We start from the raw sequence: 16,506 nt of genomic DNA on the forward strand, positions 1-16,506 counted from the left end.
GCCGCCGCATGAACAAGACAGACCGCATGTTAGCCATCGTACTGGAGCTGCAGCGCAAAGGGGTCGTACGGGCAGAGGATCTGGCGTCCGTCTTCGAGACTAGCGTAAGAACCATCTACCGCGATATCCAGGCGCTTAGTGAAGCCGGAGTGCCGGTGGTAGGAGCTACGGGTCAGGGATATTCACTGGTAAAAGGGTATTTCCTGCCCCCGGTCAGCTTCACCGCCGAGGAGGCAGTGACCCTGCTGATCGGGACGGATTTCGTGGAGCAGCGGTTCGATACGGAGTATGGTAACCGGGCCTCTGCAGCAGGCAGGAAGATTGAAGCGATTCTGCCGGGTGATATCAAGGAGAATGCCGCCCGGCTCCGCCAGAGCATCCTGCTGCTGAGTACCAGTAAAGATAAGCTGCAAGGACAGGAGAAGGAGTACATGGAGCAGATCCGCCGCGCGATTCTGGAGCAGCGGAAGATCGGCTTTGGGTATACAAAGGGCAGACAGGAAGCTGACGGAAGTCACCGCAGTGTCCGAACCGCCTCGCCGTATGGACTTGTCTTGAACAGAGGCGCATGGACCCTGGTCGCCTGGTGCGGACTGCGGCAAGAAATCCGTCATTTCCGGTTATCCAGAATGAGCGGGCTTACCATTCTGGATGACCGGTTCGAAGTGCCTGCGGATTTCGATCTGCACGAGTACCAGCCGGAGGATGACCGCCATGTGCGCGTGTGCATTTTGGTGCATCCCGAGATAGCTGACAAGGCTGCTGAATCGAATAACTTTTATCTGGAGGCAATGGAGGACCAGGCAGACGGCAGGCTTATGACCTTCCGCGTGCGCCAGCCCGAGGACCTGCTGCAATGGGTACTTGGCTGGGGAGCGGGGGCGGTTGTCCAGGAGCCGGAAGCCTTGCGGAAGCTTGTACGGGCGGAAGCGGCGAGAATGCTGGAACGCTACTGACATAACGTTGTCAGGAGAGGTTGTGTATATTCAGGTCAGACCGAAGAATAAAGGAGCTGCCTGAATATTATGAATATGAACCCTGCAGAAGCCTTACAGCAATTTGAAAAGACTGCGAATCACTATCTTAAGGAATTAGATACCTTCAGTATGGAGCAGCTGCTGCGGCAGCCGGCTGAGGGAGAGTGGTCTCCCGGGCAGATGGTTCAGCATTTGATACAATCGGCGCTGTACATGCAGCTCCGTAATATCGATCTGTGTCTGGCCGGGAACGGGGGAGCGGCGGGGAAGGAAGCAGAGATGACTCCGGATGGTAAAGCGGTTTTTGCCGGGGGCAGCTTCCCGCCTGTACGCGTTCATGTTCCGCCGTCACCGCAGTACACGCCAGTGCAGCCGGAGAGCAAGGAGCAGCTGATCCAAGGCCTGAACACAGTGATCGAGCGGATGCGGGAGACCCTGCCGAAGCTTGCGCAGGCACCTGAGCACAGCACTGTCCCTCATCCCCGCTTCGGCCCTTTGAATGCAACCGAATGGTATCTGCTGATCGAGATGCACTACCGCCACCACTTGCTGCAGCTGGACAGACTGAAGAATGCAATAGGATCAAGCATGGCGCAATAGATGAACCGCTAATAAGCCGAAGCCTGTCAGCAATAGACTGACGGGTTCCGGCTTTTTTGGTTGAAGAACCGGCCACACTTGGCACGTTGAGAGTGAATGGGGGAGATGTGGTCGAAAAACCGACCACAATGGGCGCGCCAGCAGGTAGGCTAAGAAAATAGGGGTACCGCTTGAAGCCCCCGTATCCTTCACGCGTCAAGCCGATGTTGTGCTTATAAATCAATTTTTAATTATCCACTTTTGAATAAAGGATAGTGATCAAAAAATGTCGAACCTTAGTTAAGATCTTGCTGAGCTGAGCAATGAAGCTAACTGAATAAAAGGAGAACCGCATCTATGAAAAACATCGTCCGCTCCCTTGAAGAACTAGTAAATCTGGCGCCCATTCTGAAAGCTGCCTTTCCTTACGATATCTCAATTGCCATCTGCGACACTGAGAAGTTTCTCGCCTATTACCCCGGGGATTCCATTGATCTGGGGATTCGCGCCGGGCAGATTATTCACGCGGACGAACCTCTGTATCACGCACTGAAAAATGATGAATACTCAAGGGCCAATGTTCCCAAAGAGTATTATGGATACGAATTTGTGGGTACGGTCCTTCCGGTACATGGAGAGGATGAACGTGTCTGCGGGGCGGTCTGCATTCAGGTGCGCAGACAGACCGAGCTGCGGGAAATTGCCGACCGGATGGCACTGTCCCTGAATCAGGCTAATGCGCGGATCGTGCAGGTAGCGGGCGGGTCTAACCAGCTGGCCGGCTTCTCGCAGAAGCTGCTGGTCCAGTCTGAGACCACTGCTGCAAGTGTCCAAAAAAGCGATGAAGTGCTGGCCGTCCTGAGGAAGGTTGCCGACCAGACGCATCTGCTTGGAATTAATGCGGCCATTGAGGCCGCCCATGCCGGAGAGAAGGGCCGGGGCTTCGATATTGTCGCCAGAGAAATCCGCAAGTTCTCACAGGAGACCGAGCAATCCGCCCAGCGGATACGGGACACCCTGCGGGAGATCCAGACAGCGATGAAGGGAATCGGCCAATCAATTGGTCAGATTGCCTCAGTGGGGCAAGAGCAGGCAGCTTCAACGCAAGAGATCTCCAGCTTCATTGAGGAGATCCGGGCGATGTCCGAGCAGTTGAACCAGTTCGCGCAGAAGCTGTGAGGCAAGTGTGGGAGCTCCCTGCATAATCCAGCGAATCTTACAGATGTGCGATCAGTGTGGCTGCCAGCGCCAGGAAGGCAGGGAGGCCTTGCATCAGCAGGATGGATCTCTTGGAGGTGAGTCCGCCGTAGATGGCCGCAACCGCCACGCAGATCAGGAAGAACAATTGCAGCTGGTAACCGAAGTCTGCGTTTGGATGCAGCAGGCCCCAGATTAGACCGGCTGCCAGGAAGCCGTTATATAAGCCCTGGTTGGCAGCAAGCGACTTCGTCTCCCGGGAGAAGGCAGGGGTCAATCCGAATGCCTTCTGTGCTCTCGGGGTGGTCCACAGGAACATTTCCAGTACCAGTATGTACACATGCTCTAGTGCTACTAAGGCAACAAGAATTAAACTTACAGTCATCATAACGAGTCCCTCTTTTCAAGTGATGTGAATCAAATTAAGTCTTTATTTAAATTGTGCAAAATATAATTTTACGAACTTAAATATACCGGACTTTTTGATATTTGTCAATTTACTACAAATCGTAAAATTGTAATGCAAAGGGGGCAAGAAGAGTGATGCATATAAGAACGTTAACCCCGTCTGATGCCGAAGACTACCGGGCGCTTCGTTTGCAGTCGTTGCAGCAGCACCCGGAAGCTTTCCTTAGCTCTTATGAAGCGGAAGCGAAGTTGTCTATTGAGACTTTCCGGATTAGGCTGGACTCCTCGGATGAGCATTTCACCCTGGGTGCCTTCTTGGATGGGGAGCAGAGGCTGGCGGGAACGGCCACGTTGTTCCGGGAGAGCAGGCCCAAGATTCAGCACAAAGCCCATGTCTATGCAGTATATGTAGAACCGGGTGCCCGTAAACATGGCGCGGGGCGTGAGCTGATGCTGGAGCTGATTGCCCAGGCGAAGGCTGCACCAGAACTTGAACTGTTGACGTTGACCGTAACCTCCAATAACGTTCCGGCTAAAAGACTCTACGAATCCCTGGGATTCGTCCGCTACGGCACAGAGCCGAAGGCGATGAAGCTTGGCAGCGAGTATCTGGACGAGGATCTGATGGTATTGATGCTGTAGAATACAGCAAAAGCCCCTCCCGCCTTTTCGGCAGAAGGGGCAGAGATGAAGAGACAGTTGCTTACTTCGCAGACTTTCCGCTCAGGATAGCCTTCACCTGGCTGACTATTGCCGCTGCGTCAGCACTGGTGACACCGTCCTGCGGACGGAAGCTTCCGTCTTGATCCAGCTTCACGATCTTGAGGGCAAGCGCGGTCTGAATAGCTCCCGAGTTCAGGATATTGATCTTGTCATTATCCTTGATCTCCACCGGGATCAGCTTGATCATCGGCAGTTGGCCGCTGGTCTGGAGCGTGTTAATGAGCAGATTGGTGAACGATTCGCGGGTCACGCTCATATTCGGATCAATCTTGATCTGCAGGTTCGCCTCAGGTCCGACAGCGTCCTTGATGTACTGGACGGCTTCGGTGGCTGTGATGTACTCATTTACAGCATTAGGTGCCGGATGTGCCTTCAGATAAGCCAGTGCATTGCTGATGGCTACTGCCGCTTCCGCACGGGTGATCTCCTGTTTCGGATTAAGCTTGCCGCTGCCATCCAGCTTCAGGACACCGTAATTCAGCGCACGCTGCAGGGCACCGGAGTATTCTGCCTTCACCTGATCCTGATCGGCATACTCCACCACCACTGGCTTAATCATCGGCAGACGGTTCGTATTCTCCATCGCATCAATGAGTTGGTAGGTAAAATCTTCGCGGGTCAGCTTCTCACCAGGCTTCAGATCCGCCGGCAGGTCCAAGCCGTGCACACCGGCAATAATCAGGGCCTGTGCGTACCAGGCGGAGTCATTGGCATTCTTGAAATAGTCGGTGGCATGCGGCTCCTTCACGAACCGGATCGTATCCAGATTCAGATCAAGCGCACCCACAATCATCTGCACCCCCTGGGCTGCTGTGATGCTGAGGTTCGGGCCGAACAGATCCGAACTGATGCCTTTAATCAGGCCGCTGTTCTGAAGCGCGATAATCTTGTCTTTATCCTGCACGTTATGGATATCCTTGAAGGCTGCGGCCGAGGCGAATTGTTGTCCTGTGAAGCTGAGCGCCAGAGCGGCAACTGCGGATAGTGTGATCATCTTGAATGTCTTCTTCATGTCCAGTCACCTCGTAGAATAGTTTGTGGTTTATTTGTGATCATAGACGGCGGCATAGTCAAAAAGGTTCCAGCAAAAATAAAAAAACAAAATTATAAAAAAGCACTGGCCGCATCGGGCTAGTGCCGTTTTTTCATACAAATCTCCTGCCATCTCATAAGCCATTCATACTGCTCGTCACAGAATTCTTTCGTTACAGACTGTAGCCCCTGGCAGCGGATAATGCGGGAGATAATCTGATAATGCCTTACCGCAATGAAGTCGAAAATCGCGTAGATCTCAATGTCACTCAGGGCTCGAACCTTAGAATACCCGTTATAGAAGCGTTCAAATAAACGCTGGGTAGCATCATACATGGAGTCGTGATATCGATTGAAATGAGTAGCGTCAGACATGTATGCCACGTCCATGCCGGGATAGTCGCCGGAGGCATCATCAAAATCCATAAAGATATACTGCCCATGGCGGTTACTAATCATGTTGCCTGTATGAAGGTCGCCGTGACAAAAGCCATGTGGAAGCTTTGACATACGGTCCCACAATTGATTTCCATATTGCTCAAGAGCAGCCATGGAGTTCGAATCACAGTCCAGTTCGCTCATAATAGAGAGATAATCATCAATATATTCTTTTTTTGTCCGCTTAATCAGTTGTTCTCCAGGGTAATTCTGCATTAGCTTATGAAGCTCGGCTGTCTGGTAACCGATAAGCTCCGCTTCGGCAAATCCATCAGGATTGTCACCCTCTACATAGTCGTAGAGCACAGCAGTAAGCCAGCCCTCCTGAGCTTCAAGAAGAATGTGATTCTTTTGTCTGACAGTTCTCAGGACCGTCACAGCCGGAAAGGAATGAGCCTGCAAGTAGTCAAGAATTCGAAGAGACTGCATGGCATCGGCTGTTTTGAAGCTGCGGTATATTTTGAGTACATAACGTTTACCCCCGCCCTCTGCAAAATAAACCGAGCCAATCATCTCCCGGTGAAGCCTGATCTGCTCAATACGTAACGGGTAGGATTGGTTAATCTCACGGATAAGATGATCATGGTTCATCTGGCAGCGTCCCCTTTATTGAATGGCTCCAACTGCTATTCATTATCCTAGGAGAGAAACACAGATGTATAGAGAAAGATTGATTATAATTAAACCTCCGCCGCAACAATCTGATTCCGGCCCTGATGCTTGGCGGCGTACAGGGCTTTGTCGGCAGACTTGAACAGCTCGTTCAGGTAGGTGGTCGCATCCATGGCAGGGGGGATCTTGAATTCGGCGATGCTGAGCAGCCCCATGCTGATGGTGATGGACACGGGCTCATCGATATAATCGATACGGATAGTGTTATGTTCAACCTCGGATTTGAGCTGCTCCGCCAGGCGCCTTGCCTCGGCTCCATCCGTATCCGGCAAATAGATAATGAATTCCTCTCCGCCGTAGCGGGACAGGATATCGGAGGGCCGCAGGCTGCGCTGCAGCAGCTCCACCGTGTTGCACAGGACCACATCTCCGGCGAGATGGCCGTGCTGGTCGTTGAGTTTTTTGAAAAAATCGATGTCGATCAGTATAATAGTCGAAGGTGTCCGGGTATCGCTGACCCGCAGCGCCTCCTGCTCCAATTGCTGCATCAGATAATGCCGGTTGTAGCAGCCGGTCAGGCTGTCGGTGATCGCCAGCTTCCTCAGCTTGGCGTTCGTCTGGAACAGCTCCTCCTGTACCTTCACCAGCGAGTCGTTGCGTTCCTTCAGGATGGCGTTCTGCTGGTTCGTCTCATCGATGAGACGCCGGATCTCGGTAACATTCTGGAAGGTGACAATCCGTCCGACCCGGCTGCCGCTCACCATAATTGGTGCTGCATGAATACTGACAACCATTTGGATACGAGGATGCAGAATTTCCAGCTCAGCCGTCTCCAGCGGATACTCATGGTATTTCTGCAGGAAGGGTTCAATCTTCATGGCAGGATCATCCGGCAAATAGCTGCTCATGTTGAACGCTGCACCCGTCACAAGCGGAATATAGGGATGCAGGGCATGATTAATCTCTACCACCTGCTCCTGGTCATCCAGCACGAGAATTCCGTATTCCATGGTATTGATAATATCCTGATGGGCGATAGTTACGATATCGAATACTTTGTCCTGGTGGATCGTAATCACGAAGAACGTAGCCGATACCACTATACCCAGCGAAGTGAAGCCGGGAATCACCGGCAGATAGTCATCCAGAATGACATTGAGAAGCACATCGATCATAAGGAAGACGCATAGCGCTGTAATGCCTTTAAGCATGTACATAACCTGATTCTTGATCCGCGCGGCCTGGTTAGAGGTCAGAGCCATGTATATGACATACATGGATATGAGCGCATCAATGACAAGAAAGGCCATGCTGAACCAGAAAATAGGTCCGTAGGTCCGCTCCACGTATCCGCCGTTCACCGGACGGACGAACCATCCATAAGGATTGAGCACCACTCCAAGGGATGTCAGTACTGCAGGGATTATCAGCGCGGACACCATTCTTTTAGTAAGGAACTGGGATTGTCCGGCGAGCAGAATCGTGAAGAAGATCCAGCCCAGGCCCAGCAGGGAAGCATCCACGAAGGCAAGCTTCACATAAAAGAGCTGATAGAGAGGATCATCGACGGTCCTGATGGCAAACTGGCAGTAGGGCCAGATCAGCATGGAGAAATGGAACCCTAAATAGACCTTATGCAGATTGGTAATGGTGACCGTAGCCACGATATAGATGAGCAGCAGGAACAGAAGGAAACACATCATCAGGTCAATCCAAGAGGCTAAGGCCAATATATTACACCTTCTTGATTTTAATAGTATTTATTGATTTTTATGGGTCTAAGGTCTTATATATTGTTTTTAATATATAATTAGCGTGTGCAGATTACAAGATTTTTAGATAAATCTATCGGAAAATATTGGATCGGGAGGGGAACGCATGAAGTCTATCAGCGTGCAGAGTCTTGTAGAGAAATTCCATCTGGAGGTGCTCGCCGGAGCGGGCCGGATGGACCGGAACATCACCCGTCCAAGGACGCATAGACCGGGTCTGGAGTTTGTCGGTTATTTTGATTTTTTTCCGATGGAGAGGGTGCAGGTCCTTGGACGTAAAGAGATTAACTACTTGTTAACACTGAGTGTAGAGGAGCGGATGCTGCATATCGGCAACATCGTCAAATACCATCCTCCGTGCTTCATCGTGACCAGCGGCCAGCAGGAGATTCCTTATCTGACGCTGTTCTGCGACCAGGAGGGCATTCCGCTGCTGCGGACGCCGGAGGTGACCACCGAGTTCATCGCCAAGCTGGACAGCTTCCTGGTGAAGACGCTGGCGCCGGAGTTGTCGATCCACGGGGTATGCGTTAACGTGTCGGGGATCGGTATTCTGCTGCGTGGCAAGTCAGGGATTGGTAAAAGCGAGACGGCGCATACGCTGATCCGCAGGGGCCACCGCTTCGTGGCGGATGATATTGTGGTGCTGAAAAAACTGGGTCCGGCGACGCTCCTCGGGACCCATAATGAGACCACGCGCGAATTCCTGGCGCTGCGCAGCATCGGCCTGATCAACGTCGTGCGGCAGTACGGGCGGCGGGCGTTCCAGGATGAGACGCGGATCGTGCTCGATATTGAGCTTGCCCCCTGGCAGGAGAATTCGCTCAACAATGAGCTGGAGCTGGTGCCCCAGTTCACCGAATATCTCGGGGTGCAGATCCCTCATATCGAGGTCCAGCTTCAGCCGGGCCGTGATGTAGCGGGTCTGATTGAAGCGGCTGCGAACAACTGGTATCTCAAGCAGCTCGGATACAGCGCGGTGGAAGAATTCATGCAGCGGATTGAGGACGGGATGCAGTCTTAAAGGACGACAGGGAATGAAGGTCCGCACTCCTGGGCAACTTATGAGGAAAGACAGCAAGGGAGTGTGTCCTTAAATGGCGAGAAGAAGCAGAAAGTATGCTGTACCCGGGTCCGCCCAGGGAATGCAGACGTTCAAAGCGGAGGTTATGCGGCAGGAGGGATATCACGTAGATCCGAATCACCCGGACGATGTGAAATACGAGGTGGCCAAAGAACTGGGCATTCCGCTGCAGGCCGGTAATAACGGTAAGCTGACCACCGAATCGGCGGGACAAATTGGCGGCAGAATCGGAGGCTCCATGGTCCGTGAGATGGTGCGTCTGGCCCAGGAGAAGCTTGCGGGTAAGCAGAAGTCTTAGCATGCGCCCTAGTATTTTTATGCCGCAAACCAAGAGATCCCCTTTCTTAATCAGAAAGAGGATCTTTTTTGGCATGTGCTGACTGTAGTTAAAGCTGCAATTACGGTTCAAGGTACAGGCTCCCGCTGTAATATTTATACTCTGAATAAATCTTGAATCCGGCACGGAGATAGAGATTCAGCGCCCGGACATTCCCGGTGACAACACTTAGGCGAATAACCGGGTAGGGCTTCTGCGACAGGATACCGACGGTCTGTCTTAGTACCTTTTCGCCAGCCCCCTTGCCCTGATGGGAAGGCAGGATACAGAAATTATGAATAAAAGCCGTATCCTCATTGATATAGTTGACCCGGATCAGGCCGATTCGTTCACTCCCTGTCCAAGCGATATACGTTATCCGCTCTGGCTCATCCGTCTGCGTGAAGTACTTGCGCGTATCGTCTTCCGATTCTCCAAAGGCCTGGGAGGAGCAGGAGACCATGAATTCGAAATCCTCAGGCGCAGCGGGAAGCAAGATTAGCTCTGAAGGAAGCGGGCTGGCGGAATTCATACCGGCGTAGGACATGGCGTATTCTGACCGGTCAAAATCCCCGCCCAGGGCCTGCGCCGCCAATAGTCCTGTCGGCGAGCTGGCGGGAATTTTGTAGCTGAGCAGGTGTACGCCAAGAGGCTCAATGTCTGCTCTAGCACGTTTCACAAGGCTGCGGAACACACCTTGCCGGCGGTAATCCGGATGGACCATGGCATTGATCTGCGCATATTCACTGTCCGCAGCGAACCAGCTAAGCAGGCCAATGAGCTGATCTTCGCGGTAGCAGAGCAGGGCATGGTCGCCGTCTTCCTTGACGAGATGCTCCAGGTCTGAGCTTAATTGGATAGAATCGGCTTGGCTGCACTGCTGCTCCAACGCCTTAATGTCCGCTGCCTGCTGCTTGGAATGGTAGGTCATTGGTATAATGTTATTCAATTGGAGAAGCCGCTGGAACTCCGCAACATTCTCCAGAATGCCGTCCGGCGCAAGATCATAGGCCTGACTCTGGAAGGTGGGTAGCCAACGTACAGCGTAGGTCTGCATCCCGGCAGCCTTGCCTGCGAGAATATCCGCATTGCTGTCCCCTACGAATATGGCCTGGGATGGTTCAATGCCCAGTGTTCGCAATGCCGAATGTATACCTTCGGGATCCGGTTTTGGCTTCGCCACATCATCGCCGGTAATCGAGATATCGAAGAAACGCTCCAGATCCAGCGCTCCGGCCGATATCTGATAAGCCCGTCTGCTTTTTCCGGTGATGACCCCAACCTTTATTCCTTGGGCCTTCAAATCTTGAAGCAACGCTATAAGGGTATCGTCATTCTGAAATTGTTCGAAATGTCCCCCGAAATCAAACAGTACAGCTTGGATAGGCATAAGAGGGTACTTCCTTTCGAAGGAAATAGAGAAATTAAGCAGTAGGCGTGCCCTGGATCAGGCTGTTTCTGTAATTCATGAGCGGGGCCAGCCAGACCATGCCGGTTCCCCGGTACACGTTGACCAGGCCTTCGCCTGAGGCGGCGGAGCCCAGACGGGTCTTGCCTGACTTCTCGACCGTGAAGTCCAGAGAATTCGACCACATGAGGGCGAAGTTACCGTCCACCTTCAGCACATCATTCTGCAGCTCGACCACGACAGCTTCCTCGGAAGGAATGGGAGCTTCAAGGGCAAGAATCCCTTTGCCGCGCGCGCTCAGGTTGAACAGCCCTTCACCGCCGAGGACGGCAGAGGAGATGTTCTTGCGTGCCGCAACGGAGATGTCGAGCGTAGTCTCGCAAGCCAGGAACATGCCGTCATCGATCACGATATGGTCGTTGTCCACATCAATCAGCCAGAGGTATTTGTAGGTGGTCTCCAGCAGGATCGTTCCGGTTCCCTTGTAGAGCGGTTTGACTGCACTGGTTCCGGTTGCCGCCCCGGATAACATATTGCGCATCAGCCCTCCTACGCCTTTGATGCCGGAAGTCATCTCGATATTGCCGATCATATACTGCATGGCTCCGGCGCTCAGCATTACCTCATTGTTATTCAGCTCAATCATCAGCTGCTTGTTGCGCATATTGCTCTTGCTCATGAAGAAGTTGGTCTCTGCTTCATACCGGGTAGTGGTGCTGAGATCCTCTTTGTATTCGATGATACTGAAGCCGCCTAGCTGCTCTTTAATGACAACGTTGGAATTGTCTTTCAGGTTATTAATGGTAAAAGCCATGGATACCCGCTCCTTCGGTAGCTGTAGTTATGCAATGCTGTGCATCATGCCTTCAAAGCATACGTATTCGACACTTCTCGCGGGTATCCTTGAATTCCGGGAGAAAAAAACGCATACAATAATTCCTTTACTTCTAATATCAGGTTAGCGTAATGTTCTATGTATAGTGCTCAGAATACAAACGTATCTCTTGACACCAGCATTAGAACCGAAAGGAAGTTAGCCTTGTTTGAGACGCTGCTGCTCAATTTTTTGTTTATGCTGTTTCCGGTGCTGATATTTCTGATTTTCTTCGAGAACAGGCCCCACGCCTACAATCATAAGATTCTTGTACTGCTCAGCGCGGCCACCATGATCCTGTGTATCGCCAAGCCGATCCGGCTGGAGACCGGGTTCATCTTTGACTTGCGGTATGTTCCGTTTGTGATTGCGGCCTTGTATGGAGGGTACAAACATACCCTGCCCTTATATGCGATTCTGAATGTGTACCGTTTCTACATAGGCGGTGAGGGAACCGTCCAATCCTTACTTTTTTCGACAGTAGTCTTCATCCTGATTCCTTCCATAAGCGCCAGATTTCTCCGTTCTAAGCCCAAGGGACGGATCTTGTGGGCTACCTCCATCGTGGTCCTGACTATGGGCTGTTATCTGATCATCCTGGGCCGGATCATGGATAAGCTGGATACCCAGTTCTGGACGCTTGCCTTCTATGCCTTATCTACGCATGCGGTGGTCATGGCGATCCTAATGATCCTGCTGGAGCAGATCCTGGCGAATCTCAGGAACCGTGAGCGGATTATGCAGTCGGAGCGGCTGAATGTGGTCAGTGAGCTGGCGGCCAGTGTCTCCCATGAGATGCGCAATCCGTTAACCGTGACCAGCGGCTTCCTGCAGCTGCTTAATCTCTCCAAGAACCTCACCCCACAAGAGAAGGGGTATGTTGAGCTGTCACTACTGGAGCTGAACCGGGCGGAGAAGATTATCAGCGATTATCTGTCTTTTGCCAAGCCGCAGTCGGCGAGCCGGGTCTACTCCAACCTGATGGCTGAATGTGAATACACTAAGAATGTGATATTGCCGTATGCCACGATCCACAAGGTTGCGGTTGATTTCAGCTTCAACAACCCGCTGAGCACCCATTATGACAGTAATGAGATGCAGCAATGTCTGATTAATTTGTACAAGAATGCGATTGAAGCGATGGAAGGGGTGGAGGATGCCGTCCTGTCCATTAGTGTCTTCGCGAGCGGGCAGAATATTATTATTAACATCAGCGACACCGGTGTCGGAATGACGAAGGATGAGATCTCGCGCCTGGGCAAGCCGTATTACTCCACCAAGGCGGACGGGACGGGGCTCGGAATGGTCATGGCGTATAACACGATTAATAAGCTCAAGGGCCGTATTGAGGTTACCAGCGAGAAGGGCAAAGGAACTGTCTTCCGGATCATCATCCCGGCCTAGCGCACGGCAACAGTGGGAAACTTGGTGTGAAAATGATAAAGTATCTCTAAGAGAACTTGGAACTATTAACCGGGAGGCTATGGGTAATGAGAGAAGAACTAATCGCGCAATTGAACGCTTGGCATGAGGCGGACGAATATGAAGAAATCGTATCCCGCATCAAAGAGGTGCCGACACCGCTGATTGATGAAGAGCTGGCGGTACATCTGGGCCGGGCGCTCAACAATCTGGGCCGCTACCGGGAAGCGCTTAAATGGTTCAACAAAGCGGCAGATCAGGGTAAAAAAGACCCGCTGTGGCATTTCCGTGTCGGCTACGCCCACTATTATCTGGATGAGTACGATCAGGCGATCAAGGCGTTCAAGAAGGCGAATAAGCTGGACCCTGAGGATCAGGATACCATCGAATTCCTGGAATGGAGCCGCAGTGAGAAGGCGGCGCTGGCCGCTGCGGACGAGGATAGCGAGGATGCAGAAGAAGCATCCGAAGCGGATTCCGGTTCAGATCCCAGTCCTGATGCAGAATCGGATGCAGTAAAAGAGACTAAGCACTAGGGCTTGACGGCAGGTCTAATCGAGGCATAAAATGAAAGTCAATCTTATCAAAGAGGTGAAGTGGATGCCATTCCGTACCGTTGCAAGGAACTAGTTATCGGGCTGGGTAGAACGCGTACCAGCCACCAAGGGGGAGGTCTGTCCTCTTGGTCACAGATAACCGGATTCTTGAACGGTGCCTGGAGGGTCATTCTTTGTGAGCCGGGACACTGAGTTATTCCGCTTGAAGACTATACTGCTGAGGCAGGAGTCTTTGGCGCGGAGTGGCGAGGAGAATTCCCGGCTTTTTGCCGTATTCTAATTGATAAGATTGGAGATTGTTATCATGTTAAAAAAATGTCTTGTCCACCTCAGAGGGTGGGCCGCACTGTATATAGGTCTCGGCTTCGCCATTCAGCTCTTAAGCAGCTTGGGCATTGTTGTCTTTCAGCGGATTCTGGATCAGGCGGTGGCGGGAACGGGCTTCCGTGAAATCCTCTGCGGGGTTGTCTTCTACGGGGTCCTGCTAGGCCTGAATGTCTTGCTGAACTATGCGGATGAATATCCCAGCGCCTATCTATCGAACAGCATCACAGAAAGACTGAAGATTATGGCCTTGTCCAAAATCTCCAGAATGGATTATTCCGCCTATCAGAACATGGGCACAGGCCAGATGATCAAGGTGATTGAGAACGGTGCGGCGGCCGGGAACAGTATTCTGTTTTCTTTTGTCCTCCACACGCTGCATGAGCTGCTGCCTACGATTCTCTTCAGCCTGCTCTTCATTAGCTACTATGACCTCAGAATCATGCTGGTGATTGCGGGCGGGTACGTAGTTATCTTCCTGTTAACGAATGTTCTGCTCAAAGTTCTCTACCGGATCAAAGAATCGGTGCTTATGCAGCAGGAGGCCATGTCCCGGTACGGGGTCCGCGGCTTCATGGAGCTGGTCGTCTTCCGCACCAACAAGAAGTACGCGCAGGAGATCGGCAGACTGAACAGGGCGGCACAGCAGATTATCAGGCAGAGCGCGAAGCTGCAGATGATTCATGAATCCTTCTTCGCCTTGTTCGAATTGTTCATTACGGTTATTAAGGTGATTGTGCTGCTGTACGGTGTGAAGAATGTGGTCTCCGGGCAGGCTTCTGTCGGGGTCATGGTCGCGCTGTTCATGTTCATTGAGAAAATCTATACGCCGATCGCCATCTTCAACGTATTATTCGTCGGCTATAAGCTGAACAGGGTGACCTATCAGCGGTTCGAGGCAATCCTGAATGCCCCGGAGGACCGGAATCTGGAGCAGGGCAAGGCGCTAGCGCAGCTACAGGGCAGCATAGAATTCAAGGACGTATCGTTCAGCTACGGAGAGGTGCAGGTGCTGGACCGGCTGTCCTTCTCAGTCGCGCCCGGAACCTCAGTGGCTCTGGTCGGCCTAAGCGGCAGCGGCAAGTCAACGGTTATTAAGCTGATTACGGGCTTGCTCAAAAAAAGCGGCGGTGAGCTGCTGGTCGACGGCACGGATATCGACGAACTGAGTCTGGACAGCTACTATGATCACATCTCTTATCTGTCGCAGGACAGTCCGATCTTCGACACCACCATCCGGGGCAACATGGTGTTCGAGCAGGAGGTCCCGGATGAAGAGCTGTATGCGGTGCTGGATAAGGTTCACCTGAAGGAGAAGGTGCTGGAGCTGCCGGAGAAGCTGGAGACGCGGGTTGGGGAGCGCGGGCTGAAGCTGTCGGGCGGGGAGCGGCAGCGGCTGGCTTTTGCCCGGGCGATCCTGCAAAAACGGAATCTGATCATCCTCGATGAACCGGTATCGGCCCTGGATAATATTACGGAGCGCAGCCTGATGGAGACGGTATTCGCGGAGTTCAGACATAAGACGGTCATTATTATCGCACACCGGCTGAATTTCATCAGCGGCGTGGACCAGATTCTGGTCATGGAGCAAGGCAGGCTGGCGGGGGAAGGGGATTTCGATTCCCTGATCCGGGACTGCCCGTCCTTCCGTACGCTGTGGAACAACGGCAGGGGACAAACGGATTAAACTATCTTTTACCTTGTGGACTATCCTGCGGCTGAACTATGCTGGGTGGCAGATAGAACTTGAAGGTGAGGTTATGTGTATTATGAATCTGGCATTGTCCAGGATGAAGCTCGAAACAGAGCGGTTAATCATCCGTCCCTATATGGAAAGTGATCTGATGGCTTCGTTCGAGCTGATGCAGAACCCGGAGGTGCTGGCCTTCATGCATATGGAGGTCATGCAGAGGCATGAGTATGAGGGCATGTTCCGCTGGCTGATGTTCAGCTATCATACGCCGTTTGAGCTGCCGTTCAAGTATTCATTTGCCATCTGTGATAAGGCAACCGGGCAACTGATCGGCTGGTGCGGGGCTGGTGTGCTGGAGTTCAGGGCGCCGGATGCGGAGCTGTATTATCTGATCGGGCGTGAACACTGGGGCCGGGGCTATGCTACCGAAGCCGCTGCGGCGCTGGCGGACTACGCCTTCGATGTAATTGGACTGGAGCAGCTATACGCCAAGGCAGATCCGCGCAACACCGCATCGCTCGGGGTGCTCCGGAAGCTGGGCTTCCGGGTCGAGCAGGAGCTGGCCGGATTGACCGGTGATTATGAGGACTGCAATGGGGAGCTGCTGCATGTGCTGACGAAGGAGCGGTTTGTGGAGCGGCTTAAAGGTGTGAAATGATCTTAGGATGCGCGGGATATATAATTTGGAAGAAGCACGGAAGAAGCACGGAAGAAGATCGGAAGAAGATCGGAAGATTAGAGATCACGGCTTGCTTTGTCGTATTTTAATAACAGGTGCCGTCCTTATAGGATGGCACCTGTTGTGTATGAGCAGGACTCCTGTCGCTGTCTTATGCGGCATTGCAGCAGTTTTGTAGACTGATTGTATTTTCTGCAATAGAACTCGCACTTTGCTAAGCTAAATGATCAACTGTTGTATTTCATACAATGGCTTTCGTGAATTCTGCCCGAAAGCCCTGATTTTTCCCAATTCTGCTGTACAGAGTGCAACAGATTCAATTTTTAGACCAATTTTGGGGTCAGCTAATGTATAAAGTACAACAGAAGTAGAGTCCAGCCATTCCTGAACCCGCACACAATTCAGGCTTAA

The 16,506-nt window shown here is 52.2% G+C and carries 16 protein-coding genes; 10 read left to right on the plus strand and 6 right to left on the minus strand.

Going from position 1 to position 16,506, the window contains the following annotated elements; all coding sequences use genetic code 11:
* Nucleotides 1-8 precede the first annotated feature (8 nt).
* From MKX42_RS02155 to MKX42_RS02165, 3 genes are all read left to right on the plus strand, one after another.
* Nucleotides 9-956, plus strand: coding sequence for a helix-turn-helix transcriptional regulator (locus tag MKX42_RS02155; protein ID WP_340750857.1), 948 nt, complete (start codon nucleotides 9-11; stop codon nucleotides 954-956).
* Nucleotides 957-1,031: 75 nt separating this feature from the next.
* A complete protein-coding gene (locus MKX42_RS02160) occupies nucleotides 1,032-1,577 on the plus strand; it encodes a DinB family protein (RefSeq protein ID WP_340757599.1) in 546 nt (181 codons plus the stop codon).
* A gap of 336 nt (nucleotides 1,578-1,913) precedes the next feature.
* Nucleotides 1,914-2,735, plus strand: coding sequence for a methyl-accepting chemotaxis protein (locus MKX42_RS02165; protein ID WP_340750859.1), 822 nt, complete (start codon nucleotides 1,914-1,916; stop codon nucleotides 2,733-2,735).
* Between the two features lie 37 nt (nucleotides 2,736-2,772).
* Here the strand turns inward: MKX42_RS02165 and MKX42_RS02170 are convergent, their stop codons facing one another.
* On the minus strand, nucleotides 2,773-3,141 hold the full coding sequence (locus MKX42_RS02170) for a DUF1304 domain-containing protein (protein WP_340750861.1): 369 nt from the start codon (nucleotides 3,139-3,141) through the stop codon (nucleotides 2,773-2,775).
* Nucleotides 3,142-3,296: 155 nt separating this feature from the next.
* Between MKX42_RS02170 and MKX42_RS02175 the strand changes: the two genes are divergently transcribed.
* Complete coding sequence (locus MKX42_RS02175; RefSeq protein ID WP_340757600.1) at nucleotides 3,297-3,803, plus strand: GNAT family N-acetyltransferase; 507 nt, start codon at nucleotides 3,297-3,299, stop codon at nucleotides 3,801-3,803.
* A gap of 61 nt (nucleotides 3,804-3,864) precedes the next feature.
* Here MKX42_RS02175 and MKX42_RS02180 read toward each other — a convergent pair whose 3' ends face one another.
* The 3 genes from MKX42_RS02180 to MKX42_RS02190 all read right to left on the minus strand — a co-directional run bounded on the left by MKX42_RS02180 (nucleotide 3,865) and on the right by MKX42_RS02190 (nucleotide 7,696).
* Nucleotides 3,865-4,896: an S-layer homology domain-containing protein gene (locus MKX42_RS02180; protein ID WP_340750863.1), complete on the minus strand. Its 1,032-nt coding sequence runs from the start codon at nucleotides 4,894-4,896 to the stop codon at nucleotides 3,865-3,867.
* 119 nt (nucleotides 4,897-5,015) lie between these two features.
* Nucleotides 5,016-5,945, minus strand: coding sequence for a phosphotransferase enzyme family protein (locus tag MKX42_RS02185; protein WP_340750865.1), 930 nt, complete (start codon nucleotides 5,943-5,945; stop codon nucleotides 5,016-5,018).
* A gap of 89 nt (nucleotides 5,946-6,034) precedes the next feature.
* The gene (locus MKX42_RS02190; RefSeq protein WP_340750867.1) at nucleotides 6,035-7,696 is read right to left on the minus strand and encodes a histidine kinase N-terminal 7TM domain-containing diguanylate cyclase; all 1,662 of its coding nucleotides are present in this window, start codon (nucleotides 7,694-7,696) and stop codon (nucleotides 6,035-6,037) included.
* A gap of 148 nt (nucleotides 7,697-7,844) precedes the next feature.
* On the opposite strand from MKX42_RS02190, the gene hprK reads away from it, so the two are divergent.
* The gene (hprK, locus tag MKX42_RS02195) at nucleotides 7,845-8,762 is read left to right on the plus strand and encodes an HPr(Ser) kinase/phosphatase (RefSeq protein WP_076080767.1); all 918 of its coding nucleotides are present in this window, start codon (nucleotides 7,845-7,847) and stop codon (nucleotides 8,760-8,762) included.
* A gap of 73 nt (nucleotides 8,763-8,835) precedes the next feature.
* The gene (locus tag MKX42_RS02200; protein WP_340750869.1) at nucleotides 8,836-9,120 is read left to right on the plus strand and encodes an alpha/beta-type small acid-soluble spore protein; all 285 of its coding nucleotides are present in this window, start codon (nucleotides 8,836-8,838) and stop codon (nucleotides 9,118-9,120) included.
* A 100-nt stretch (nucleotides 9,121-9,220) separates the two neighbouring features.
* On the opposite strand, the gene MKX42_RS02205 is transcribed toward MKX42_RS02200, so the two are convergent.
* Nucleotides 9,221-10,528: a GNAT family N-acetyltransferase gene (locus MKX42_RS02205; RefSeq protein ID WP_340750871.1), complete on the minus strand. Its 1,308-nt coding sequence runs from the start codon at nucleotides 10,526-10,528 to the stop codon at nucleotides 9,221-9,223.
* Nucleotides 10,529-10,562: 34 nt separating this feature from the next.
* Nucleotides 10,563-11,360 carry an AIM24 family protein gene (locus tag MKX42_RS02210; RefSeq protein ID WP_340750874.1) on the minus strand — a complete coding sequence of 266 codons (798 nt, stop codon included), beginning with the start codon at nucleotides 11,358-11,360 and terminating at the stop codon, nucleotides 10,563-10,565.
* A 225-nt stretch (nucleotides 11,361-11,585) separates the two neighbouring features.
* On the opposite strand from MKX42_RS02210, the gene MKX42_RS02215 reads away from it, so the two are divergent.
* The 4 genes from MKX42_RS02215 (at nucleotide 11,586) to MKX42_RS02230 (ending at nucleotide 16,074) form a co-directional block, all read left to right on the plus strand.
* Nucleotides 11,586-12,824, plus strand: a complete 1,239-nt coding sequence (locus MKX42_RS02215; RefSeq protein ID WP_340750876.1) for an ATP-binding protein — start codon at nucleotides 11,586-11,588, stop codon at nucleotides 12,822-12,824.
* An 86-nt stretch (nucleotides 12,825-12,910) separates the two neighbouring features.
* Nucleotides 12,911-13,378: a tetratricopeptide repeat protein gene (locus MKX42_RS02220; RefSeq protein WP_340750878.1), complete on the plus strand. Its 468-nt coding sequence runs from the start codon at nucleotides 12,911-12,913 to the stop codon at nucleotides 13,376-13,378.
* A gap of 325 nt (nucleotides 13,379-13,703) precedes the next feature.
* On the plus strand, nucleotides 13,704-15,410 hold the full coding sequence (locus MKX42_RS02225; protein ID WP_340750881.1) for an ABC transporter ATP-binding protein: 1,707 nt from the start codon (nucleotides 13,704-13,706) through the stop codon (nucleotides 15,408-15,410).
* A gap of 82 nt (nucleotides 15,411-15,492) precedes the next feature.
* Nucleotides 15,493-16,074 (plus strand): GNAT family N-acetyltransferase, encoded by a 582-nt coding sequence (locus MKX42_RS02230; RefSeq protein ID WP_340750884.1) that lies wholly within the window; start codon nucleotides 15,493-15,495, stop codon nucleotides 16,072-16,074.
* Nucleotides 16,075-16,506 lie beyond the last annotated feature (432 nt).

It is taken from the genome of Paenibacillus sp. FSL R7-0204, from assembly GCF_038002225.1.
GTDB lineage: Bacteria > Bacillota > Bacilli > Paenibacillales > Paenibacillaceae > Paenibacillus_AQ.

What these genes read in the sequence shown, in the direction of transcription:
- MKX42_RS02155 (WP_340750857.1), top strand. Translation starts at nt 9, where the DNA reads ATGAACAAGACAGACCGCATGTTAGCCATCGTACTGGAGCTGCAGCGC.
- MKX42_RS02160 (WP_340757599.1), top strand. Translation starts at nt 1,032, where the DNA reads ATGAACCCTGCAGAAGCCTTACAGCAATTTGAAAAGACTGCGAATCAC.
- MKX42_RS02165 (WP_340750859.1), top strand. Translation starts at nt 1,914, where the DNA reads ATGAAAAACATCGTCCGCTCCCTTGAAGAACTAGTAAATCTGGCGCCC.
- MKX42_RS02170 (WP_340750861.1), bottom strand. Translation starts at nt 3,141, where the DNA reads ATGATGACTGTAAGTTTAATTCTTGTTGCCTTAGTAGCACTAGAGCAT.
- MKX42_RS02175 (WP_340757600.1), top strand. Translation starts at nt 3,297, where the DNA reads ATGCATATAAGAACGTTAACCCCGTCTGATGCCGAAGACTACCGGGCG.
- MKX42_RS02180 (WP_340750863.1), bottom strand. Translation starts at nt 4,896, where the DNA reads ATGAAGAAGACATTCAAGATGATCACACTATCCGCAGTTGCCGCTCTG.
- MKX42_RS02185 (WP_340750865.1), bottom strand. Translation starts at nt 5,945, where the DNA reads ATGAACCATGATCATCTTATCCGTGAGATTAACCAATCCTACCCGTTA.
- hprK (WP_076080767.1), top strand. Translation starts at nt 7,845, where the DNA reads ATGAAGTCTATCAGCGTGCAGAGTCTTGTAGAGAAATTCCATCTGGAG.
- MKX42_RS02200 (WP_340750869.1), top strand. Translation starts at nt 8,836, where the DNA reads ATGGCGAGAAGAAGCAGAAAGTATGCTGTACCCGGGTCCGCCCAGGGA.
- MKX42_RS02205 (WP_340750871.1), bottom strand. Translation starts at nt 10,528, where the DNA reads ATGCCTATCCAAGCTGTACTGTTTGATTTCGGGGGACATTTCGAACAA.
- MKX42_RS02210 (WP_340750874.1), bottom strand. Translation starts at nt 11,360, where the DNA reads ATGGCTTTTACCATTAATAACCTGAAAGACAATTCCAACGTTGTCATT.
- MKX42_RS02220 (WP_340750878.1), top strand. Translation starts at nt 12,911, where the DNA reads ATGAGAGAAGAACTAATCGCGCAATTGAACGCTTGGCATGAGGCGGAC.
- MKX42_RS02225 (WP_340750881.1), top strand. Translation starts at nt 13,704, where the DNA reads ATGTTAAAAAAATGTCTTGTCCACCTCAGAGGGTGGGCCGCACTGTAT.
- MKX42_RS02230 (WP_340750884.1), top strand. Translation starts at nt 15,493, where the DNA reads ATGAATCTGGCATTGTCCAGGATGAAGCTCGAAACAGAGCGGTTAATC.